Raw genomic sequence first — 8,960 nt, forward strand, 5'->3', positions numbered from 1 at the left:
GCGGCCGCAAGACTTGCCCCGGGTGTGGGCATTGATCAACGCGACCAGCGCGGACCCGTTGGCGCCGTTTGCGATGCAAACGGGCAAGTGCTACCACTTCAGCGCGGCTAGGACTGCCGCGCTCGCCTACCGGACCCGGATGGGATTCGCTGTTGTCGCGGGGGACCCGGTTGGAGACGAATCGCAGTTCCCCGAGTTGATTGCGGACTTCGCCACCTTGTGCCATACCCGGGGCTGGCGAATCGCCGTGCTGGCCTGCAGCGAGCGGCGGCTCGCTCTATGGACACACTGCGCTGTGTCGGCTCGATCCCTGCGGGCCGTACCCATTGGGCGCGACGTCGTCATCGACGTGTCGAGCTTCGAGATGGTCGGTCGCAAGTTCCGTAACCTGCGCCAGGCTGTCCGCCGCACCCATAACTCGGGCATCACGACCGAGATCGTGGCGGAACAGGAACTCGACGATGCGCAGCGAGCGGAGCTGACCGAGGTGCTGCTGGCATCTCCCAAAGGGGCTCGCACCGATCGTGGCTTCTGCATGAACCTGGACGGAGTGCTGGAGGGCAGATACCCAGGGGTGCTGCTGATCATCGCCAGGGACGCTGCGGGACGGGTGCAGGGCTTCGACCGATTCGCGACCGCTGGCGACGGCAGCGAGTATTCCCTTGATGTGCCGTGGCGGCGCCGCGGCGCGCCGAACGGGATCGACGAGCGGCTCAGCGTGGACATGATTGCCGCCGCTCAACATGCTGGGGCGCAGCGGTTATCGCTGGCGTTCGCGGCGTTCCCGGAGATTTTCGATGAACGGCACCGTAGCCGGCTGCAGCACGTGTTCTACCTGCTGATCCATCTGTTGGACCCGTTGATCTCGCTGGAGTCGCTGTACCGCTACCTACGCAAGTTCCACGCGTTGGATGAGCGGCGCTACGCCTTGGTCTCGCTGACTCAGGTCGTTCCGTTGCTGGTGGTGCTGCTCTCCCTGGAATTCATACCGCGTCGCCGGCGCGTCGTTGAAGCGCTACACCAGCGAGCCGACTTCTAGGCGGCGTAGGAAATCTAGGAAATCGGTGTTCCGCCAAATCGCCGCGGACAGCCAGCGAGTTATCTTATGCGGTGGTGGCTGGCCTATCGGCCGAGGCTTTGCGCCGCCTTGCGGATACCGAACGCCGATGCGATTTCGCATGCCCCGATGATGACGAGCCAGACACCGACGACGATCGCCAATGTGATGATCGACTCGAACGGCGCAGCTATCACGACGATGCCGGCGAGCAGGCTGATCAGCCCGATGAATATCTGCCATCCCCGCCCCGGCAACGCGGGATCGTTGATTGCCGAAACGGTGGTGGCGACGCCCCGGAAGATGAACCCGATACCGATCCAGATGGCCAGCAACAGGACGGCGTTACCGAAATGACGAAACGCCAGCACGGCCAGAATCAGCGAGGCGGCTCCGCTGATGAACAAGAGGATGCGGCTTCCGGCCGAAACATGCAGGCTCAACGCGAACACCACCTGCGCAATGCCGGTGAGGATTAGATAGACCCCGAACGCGACGGCGGCAACCAGGACGGATATTCCGGGCCAGGCCAGCACCAACACGCCGAGAATCACCGACAGAATTCCTGACACCATCGTGGACTTCCACAAATGCGGCAACAAGCTTGGAACAGGGCCTGAGACAGTTGGGGTTTCCATGGCCGCAGTGTGGCACATCTGGCGGTTAGGGCCGCGCGTGGGGCCGACAGCGCGCGGTCAGACGTGGGCGGTGGTTGGCTCCTCGGCAACCACATCGGGGGGCTGGTTTACCGCCTTGCGGCCCATCAGGTACCACGTGCGCATGACGCCTTTGCCTTTGACGTTGATCTGCCCGCGCTCCTGCATGACGAAGTCATTCTGGAGGCGCTCGTAGACCTCTTCTGGCACTTGGATTTTGCCTACCGAGTCGGTGGACTCCATCCGCGAAGCGACGTTGACCGCATCGCCCCACACGTCGTAGAAGAACCGGCGCGAACCCACCACACCCGCGACCACCGGGCCGGTGGCCAGGCCCACCCGCAGCGGCACCGCGCTGCCGCTAGGGTCGGTCAATCCGGCCGCGACATGGATCATGTCGAGCGCGAAGTCAGCCAATGCGTGCACGTGGTCGGGTCGCGGGCGCGGTACGCCGCTGACCACCATGTAGCAGTCGCCGCTGACCTTGATCTTCTCCAGACCGTGCTTGTCCACCAACGCGTCGAAGGCGCTGTACAGGCGATTCAGGAAGCGGACGAGTTCGGCCGGGGCGGTACTGCTGGCACGTTCGGTAAAACCGACGATATCGGCGAACAGCACCGACGCCTCGTCGTACTTATCGGCGATCACGTTTCGTTCGGGGCTTTTGAGCCGTTCAGCGATGCTCGCCGGCAGCATGTTGGCCAGCAACGCTTCGGAACGGTCGTACTGGGCTTCCATCACCGACTCGGCGCGCGCGGTGTCCCGAAGGGCAAACCAGACCGTCACAACCACCACTACACAAGCCGAGATGGTGGTGATGACGAAGCCCAAGGACTGCGCCCAGGCTGGCTGCATCCCGGTGTTACGTGGTACCACAAACTCCACCGCGATGGTCAAGCCTGCTGCGAGTGCCGCCAGCGCGCTTGCTAACACGATGTGCTCGATACCCAAGAGCAGCACCACCAGGCAAGCGCCTACGAGAAAAAAGAACTGCGCGCCGGACCCAGTGCCCACGCCCCAGCAGCTGGCGAAGACCGACACGTACGCGGCGCCGATGAACGTCAGCGGCGCCACCAATTCGCCGAAGCGGTGCAGCATCGGGACAATCGCGAAGATTAGAGCGGCGGTAATGTTGATGGCAGTGACCTGCCAGATCCATGCCTCTGTGAGAAATTGCACCAGCACAAAGCTTGCACTCACAATCACAGACAGCCAGGCCGCGATACTGAGCACTCGCGCACGGCGCGCAGCGCTTCGCGCGTAGTGCTGACTGAGTTCACGGGTTTGCTCGCGCACTACGGCGACGCAGTCCGGGTGGGCCGAGCTCTCGGACCCTTTCCGTGTGGCACCGCACTGTTTAGCCGCCACGGTGCAAAGCCTACCGGTGACCGCTACGTGTACCCAACGCGTAGCAGTGGTGCGGCTCACACCAGTAGACGGACTTGGCCACCGCCCGACCGCAGTATTCGCCGGTCGGCCTGGTGCCCTCGGTGAGATTCGAACTCACACTGTACGGGTTTTGAATCCGTTTCCTCTGCCAGTTGGGATACGAGGGCTGCCGGCCTACTACCTTAGAGGAGCTTCCAACCCTAGAGGATTCGTGTCGTCATCCCGACTCACCGCCCCCCAAGGTTCCCTATCGCAACCGGCCACGCCACAATGTCCGTCATGACCGGCCCAACTACCGACGCCGCTATGCCACGCCGAGTCCTGATTGCGGAAGACGAAGCGCTCATCCGCATGGACCTGGCCGAGATGCTGCGAGAGGAGGGGTACGACATCGTCGGCGAGGCTGGCGACGGCCAGGAAGCCGTCGAACTTGCCGAGCGGCATCAGCCTGATCTGGTGATTATGGACGTCAAAATGCCCCGCCGGGACGGGATCGACGCAGCCTCGGAGATCGCCAGTAAGCGCATCGCGCCGATTGTGATTCTGACCGCCTTTAGCCAGCGGGACCTCGTTGAACGTGCCCGCGACGCCGGTGCCATGGCCTATCTGGTCAAGCCCTTCACTGCCAGTGACCTCATTCCGGCCATTGAATTGGCCGTCAGCCGGTTCGGCGAGATCACCGCGCTGGAGCAGGAAGTCGCCACGCTGTCTGACCGTTTGGAAACCCGCAAGCTCGTCGAACGTGCCAAAGGGTTGCTGCAAGCCAAACAGGGCATGACCGAGCCTGAGGCGTTCAAGTGGATTCAGCGCGCGGCCATGGACCGGCGCACCACCATGAAACGGGTAGCCGAAGTTGTTCTGGAAACCCTCGACACCGCCACGGACGCTTGACTGCCGCGAGCAGACGCAGAATCGCGCGGATCCGGGTGACGGAGTGCGATTCTGCGTCTGCTCGGCAACGCTTAGCGGGCCACAATCACCGACGAGCCGTGCCCGAATAGGCCCTGATTCGCAGTAATGCCAACTTTTGCGTTCTCCACCTGCCGGCCGGTGGCCTGACCGCGTAGTTGCCAGGTGAGCTCGCAGACCTGCGCGATCGCCTGCGCTGGGATGGCTTCGCCGAAGCAGGCCAAGCCGCCCGATGGGTTCACCGGAATCCGCCCGCCGATAGTGGTCGCCCCGCGACGCAGCAGCGACTCGGCTTCGCCTTTGGCGCACAGCCCCAAGTGCTCGTACCAGTCCAGCTCCAGCGCAGTGGACAGGTCGTACACCTCGGCCAGACTCAGGTCCTCGGGCCCAACGCCGGCCTCCGCGTAGGCCGCGTCCAGGATTTGGTCCTTGAAAACCCGATCAGGCGCCGGCACTGCTGCTGTGGAATCCGTTGCGATATCCGGCAATTCGGGCAGATGCTGGGGGTAGCGCGGGGTGACGGCGCTGACCGCGCGCACTGCCGGCACCCCGTTGAGGGAACCGAGATGCTCACGGGCGAATTTCGCGCTGGCCACGATCAGCGCCGCCGCGCCGTCGGAGGTGGCGCAAATGTCCAGCAGCCGTAACGGGTCGGCGACCATCGGACTGGCCAGCACGTCGTCGACCGACGTTTCCTTGCGGAACCGCGCGTTCGGGTTGTGCCGGCCATGGCGCGAATTCTTGACCTTCACCTGGGCGAAATCTTCAAGTCTGGCGCCATAAAGGTCCATCCGGCGTCGCGCCAACAGCGCGAAGTACACCGGGTTGGTGGCCCCGATCAGGTGGAATCGCTGCCAGTCGGGATCGCTCTTGCGCTCGCCGCCCACAGGTGCGAAGAAGCCCTTAGGCGTGGTGTCGGCGCCGATCACCAGTGCGACGTCGCAGAAACCGGCCAGGATCTGGGCCCGCGCACTCTGTAGCGCCTGCGAACCGCTGGCACATGCGGCGTAGCTGGAGCTGACCGGCACCCCATTCCAGCCGAGCTTCTGCGCGAACGTGGCACCGGCGACGTACCCCGGATACCCGTTGCGGATGGTGTCTGCCCCGGCCACCAGCTGGATCTGACGCCAGTCCAGGCCGGCCTCGCGTAGCGCTGTGCGCGCGGCAGCCACCCCGTATTCGGTGAAGTCGCGGCCCCACTTGCCCCAGGTGTGCATCCCGGCGCCGAGAATGTAGAGCGGTTCGGGTGTGTTCATGCGGGTGCGATCCTCCACGCGTACACCATGCGCTGCACGCCGTCGTCGTCGGTAAACAGCGGCATGGTCGTCAGCTCCATCTCCATGCCCACCCGCAAGTCGGCGGCCAGCGTGCCCGCAACCACCTTGCCCAGCACGATCAGCCCCTCGTCGGCCAGCTCCACCGCCGCAACGGCAAACGGCTCGAAAGGGTCAGGCGCCGGGTATGGCGGGGGTGGGGCGTACCGATTCTCGGTGTAGCTCCACAGCTTTCCGCGCCGAGACAACGCGAGGGCCTCTAGTGTGTCGCTCTCGCAAGCCGGGTTGGGGCAGTTGTTCTCTCGCGGCGGGAAGACGTAGCTGCCGCACTGGGGGCACTTGCTGCCGATCAGGTGGGTATTACCGGTGTCGTCGGTGGCGAACCATCCGTCGATCGCCGCTTTTTGGCTGGTGACCTCTGGCACTTGGCCAGCCTACCCAGCTCCGGCACAAAATTGAAACGTGTTCCAGTTCCTGCGCCGTATGCTCGTCACACCGGGTGCCTAGAGTGTGAGCCGTGAGTACCGCCAGTGAGAATCAGGCCAAGCCGACGCTGATGTTGCTGGATGGCAATTCGCTGGCGTTCCGAGCGTTCTATGCGCTGCCCGCAGAGAACTTCAAGACCCGCGGCGGGCTGACCACGAATGCGGTCTACGGCTTCACCGCGATGCTGATCAACCTGCTGCGCGACGAAGCCCCGACGTACATCGCGGCGGCATTCGACGTGTCCCGGCAAACCTTCCGTTCTGAGCGCTATCCGGAGTACAAGGCCAACCGGTCATCGACACCCGACGAATTCCACGGCCAGATCGACATCACCAAGGAAGTTCTAGGCGCACTGGGCATCACGGTGCTCGCCGAACCGGGGTTCGAGGCCGACGACATCATCGCGACATTGGCCACCCAGGCCGAGAAGGAGGGCTACCGGGTGCTGGTGGTGACCGGCGACCGGGACGCACTGCAACTGGTCAGCGACGACGTCACCGTGCTGTACCCACGCAAAGGCGTCAGCGAACTCACCCGGTTCACGCCAGACGCCGTGGTGGAGAAGTACGGGCTGACTCCCGCGCAGTACCCGGACTTCGCCGCGCTGCGTGGCGATCCCAGCGACAACCTGCCCGGGATTCCCGGGGTGGGGGAGAAGACGGCCTCCAAGTGGGTCGCCGAGTATGGCTCGCTGCAGGGTCTGATCGACAATGTCGATTCGGTGCGGGGCAAGGTCGGCGATGCGCTGCGCGCGCACCTGGCTAGCGTGGTGCGCAACCGCGAGCTCACCGACTTGGTCCGCGACGTGCCGCTGGCTCAAACGCCGGACACGCTACGGCTGCAGACCTGGGATCGCGACCATATCCACCGGCTCTTCGACGACCTCGAGTTCCGGGTGCTGCGTGACCGGCTGTTCGACACCCTGGCTGCGGTGGAGCCCGAGGTCGACGCGGGGTTCGACGTGCGTGGCGCGGCCCTGGAACCCGGCGCGGTGGCGAAGTGGCTGACCGAGCATGCCAGCGACGGACGCCGCGCCGGCCTGACCGTCGTGGGCACCCATCTGCCCCACGGTGGGGACGCCACCGCGCTGGCGATCGCCGCCGCCGACGGGGACGGTGCCTACATCGACACCGCCACCGTGACTCCCCACGACGACGCTGCGCTGGCGGTCTGGCTGGCTGACCCCGCCACCCCCAAAGCGCTTCACGAAGCCAAGATGGCCATCCACGATCTTCGGGGCCGCGGCTGGACGCTGAACGGCGTTACTTCCGACACCGCGCTGGCGGCCTACCTGGTGCGGCCGGGCCAGCGCAGCTTCGCCCTCGACGACCTTTCGCTGCGCTACTTGCGGCGCGAGCTGCGTGCGGAAACTCCTGAACAGCGACAACTTTCACTTCTCGACGATATCGACGGAGTGGACGAGCAAGCCGTCCAGACAGCGATTCTGCGCGCCCGGGCGGTGGTGGATCTCGCCGCTGCGCTAGACGCCGAACTGGCCCGCATCGACTCCACGGCATTACTGGCCGAGATGGAGCTGCCGGTGCAGCGGGTGCTGGCCGACATGGAGCGCGCCGGGATCTCCGTTGACCTGCCGATGCTAAGCGAGCTGCAAAGCCAATTCGGCGACCAAATCCGGGATGCTGCTGAGGCCGCGTACGCAGTTATCGGCAAGCAGATTAACCTTGGGTCGCCCAAGCAGCTGCAGGTGGTGCTGTTCGACGAGCTCGGTATGCCGAAGACGAAACGGACCAAGACCGGCTACACCACCGATGCGGATGCGGTGCAGGGTCTTTTTGAAAAGACTGGGCATCCGTTTCTGCAGCATCTGCTGGCCCACCGTGATGTCACCCGGCTGAAAGTCACCGTCGACGGGTTGTTGAACTCGGTGGCCACCGACGGCCGCATTCACACCACGTTCAACCAGACCATCGCGGCGACCGGCCGGTTGTCGTCGACCGAGCCCAACCTGCAAAACATCCCGATTCGCACCGACGCCGGCCGTCAGATCCGCGACGCATTTGTGGTTGGGGTTGGTTACGCCGAGTTGATGACCGCTGACTACAGCCAGATCGAGATGCGGATCATGGCGCACCTGTCGCGCGATGAGGGCCTCATCGAAGCCTTTAACACCGGGGAGGACCTGCATTCCTTTGTGGCGTCTCGAGCGTTCGGCGTGCCGATCGAGGAGGTCACCGGTGAGCTGCGGCGCCGGGTCAAGGCAATGTCGTATGGGCTGGCCTACGGGTTGAGCGCCTACGGGTTATCCGCCCAGCTCAAGATCTCCACCGAGGAGGCCAAAGACCAGATGGATCAGTACTTCGCCCGGTTCGGCGGAGTGCGCGACTATCTGATGGCCGTCGTCGAACAGGCCCGCAAAGACGGCTACACCTCGACCGTGTTGGGGCGCCGGCGCTACCTTCCCGAGCTGGATAGCAGCAACCGCCAGGTGCGGGAGGCCGCCGAGCGGGCAGCGCTCAACGCGCCGATCCAGGGCAGCGCTGCCGACATCATCAAGGTGGCGATGATCGAGGTGGACAAGGTGCTCAGAGGGACAAAGCTGGCCTCGCGCATGCTGCTGCAGGTACACGATGAGCTGCTATTCGAAATCGCACCCGGTGAACGGGAGCGGGTCGAGGCGCTGGTGCGCGACAAAATGGGCGGCGCCTACCCGCTCGACGTCCCGCTGGAGGTTTCGGTCGGCTACGGCCGCAGCTGGGACGCCGCTGCGCACTAGCGGGTGTCGGCGGCCACGCCGACACCCAACGCCAGCAGGACGGCGCCGAGCGTCCGTTCGATGCGCCGGCGCACGTGCACCCTGGCAAGGATTTCGCGGGCCCGGTCGGCGGCGAGCACGACGCCGACACACCACGCGGTGTCGACCACAAGCTGAATGGCCGCCAGCACGAAAAGTGTGGGAAGTACCGAACCGCTGGACGGCAGGAACTGCGGCAACACCACGATCCCGAACGTGGCCGCTTTCGGGTTGGCGGCGATCGATACCAACGATGCGCGGAATGCCGCGCCTGGTGTCCTGCCGCGGGGCGCGATGGGTACCTCGACGTCGGTTCGGTGCTGCGCGTGACGCCAGGCGCTGATGCCGAGCCAGATCAGGATCACCGCCCCGATGACATGCAGCGCCACCGACAGCGCGTGGTTGGCCATCAGCAATACCGACAGCCCGGCGCCGCC

8 protein-coding genes and 1 tRNA gene are annotated in these 8,960 nt (G+C 64.8%); 3 read left to right on the forward strand and 6 right to left on the reverse strand.

Annotated elements, in window-relative coordinates:
- The coding region (locus F0Q45_RS22020) for a bifunctional lysylphosphatidylglycerol flippase/synthetase MprF (protein WP_149655948.1) at positions 1-1,039 on the forward strand (1,039 nt) is incomplete at its 5' end.
- An 83-nt stretch (positions 1,040-1,122) separates the two neighbouring features.
- Here the strand turns inward: F0Q45_RS22020 and F0Q45_RS22025 are convergent.
- The 3 genes from F0Q45_RS22025 to F0Q45_RS22035 all read right to left on the reverse strand — a co-directional run bounded on the left by F0Q45_RS22025 (position 1,123) and on the right by F0Q45_RS22035 (position 3,269).
- The gene (locus F0Q45_RS22025; RefSeq protein ID WP_149655949.1) at positions 1,123-1,713 is read right to left on the reverse strand and encodes an HdeD family acid-resistance protein; all 591 of its coding nucleotides are present in this window, start codon (positions 1,711-1,713) and stop codon (positions 1,123-1,125) included.
- Between the two features lie 39 nt (positions 1,714-1,752).
- Positions 1,753-3,081: an adenylate/guanylate cyclase domain-containing protein gene (locus F0Q45_RS22030; protein WP_149655950.1), complete on the reverse strand. Its 1,329-nt coding sequence runs from the start codon at positions 3,079-3,081 to the stop codon at positions 1,753-1,755.
- Positions 3,082-3,192: 111 nt separating this feature from the next.
- A tRNA-Leu gene (locus F0Q45_RS22035) sits at positions 3,193-3,269 on the reverse strand.
- 112 nt (positions 3,270-3,381) lie between these two features.
- On the opposite strand from F0Q45_RS22035, the gene F0Q45_RS22040 reads away from it, so the two are divergent.
- Positions 3,382-3,993: an ANTAR domain-containing response regulator gene (locus F0Q45_RS22040; RefSeq protein ID WP_149655951.1), complete on the forward strand. Its 612-nt coding sequence runs from the start codon at positions 3,382-3,384 to the stop codon at positions 3,991-3,993.
- Positions 3,994-4,064: 71 nt separating this feature from the next.
- Here F0Q45_RS22040 and F0Q45_RS22045 read toward each other — a convergent pair whose 3' ends face one another.
- Both F0Q45_RS22045 and F0Q45_RS22050 read right to left on the reverse strand, forming a co-directional pair.
- Positions 4,065-5,267, reverse strand: coding sequence for a lipid-transfer protein (locus tag F0Q45_RS22045; RefSeq protein ID WP_149655952.1), 1,203 nt, complete (start codon positions 5,265-5,267; stop codon positions 4,065-4,067).
- Positions 5,264-5,710: a Zn-ribbon domain-containing OB-fold protein gene (locus F0Q45_RS22050; protein WP_149655953.1), complete on the reverse strand. Its 447-nt coding sequence runs from the start codon at positions 5,708-5,710 to the stop codon at positions 5,264-5,266. The genes F0Q45_RS22045 and F0Q45_RS22050 overlap by 4 nt, the downstream gene beginning before the upstream one ends.
- Before the next feature lie 131 nt (positions 5,711-5,841).
- On the opposite strand from F0Q45_RS22050, the gene polA reads away from it, so the two are divergent.
- Positions 5,842-8,505 (forward strand): DNA polymerase I, encoded by a 2,664-nt coding sequence (gene polA, locus F0Q45_RS22055; RefSeq protein WP_149655955.1) that lies wholly within the window; start codon positions 5,842-5,844, stop codon positions 8,503-8,505.
- Here polA and F0Q45_RS22060 read toward each other — a convergent pair.
- On the reverse strand, positions 8,502-8,960 hold a 459-nt coding region (locus F0Q45_RS22060), incomplete at its 5' end, for a LysE family translocator (protein WP_149655954.1). The two genes, polA and F0Q45_RS22060, sit on opposite strands and share 4 nt — an antisense overlap.

The organism is Mycobacterium simiae, assembly GCF_008370645.1.
Classification (GTDB): Bacteria; Actinomycetota; Actinomycetes; order Mycobacteriales; family Mycobacteriaceae; genus Mycobacterium; species Mycobacterium simiae_A.

Bases quoted from the DNA above. Each gene is read 5' to 3' on its own strand.
- F0Q45_RS22025 (WP_149655949.1), bottom strand. From the start codon at position 1,713: ATGTGCCACACTGCGGCCATGGAAACCCCAACTGTCTCAGGCCCTGTT.
- polA (WP_149655955.1), top strand. From the start codon at position 5,842: ATGTTGCTGGATGGCAATTCGCTGGCGTTCCGAGCGTTCTATGCGCTG.
- F0Q45_RS22045 (WP_149655952.1), bottom strand. From the start codon at position 5,267: ATGAACACACCCGAACCGCTCTACATTCTCGGCGCCGGGATGCACACC.
- F0Q45_RS22040 (WP_149655951.1), top strand. From the start codon at position 3,382: ATGACCGGCCCAACTACCGACGCCGCTATGCCACGCCGAGTCCTGATT.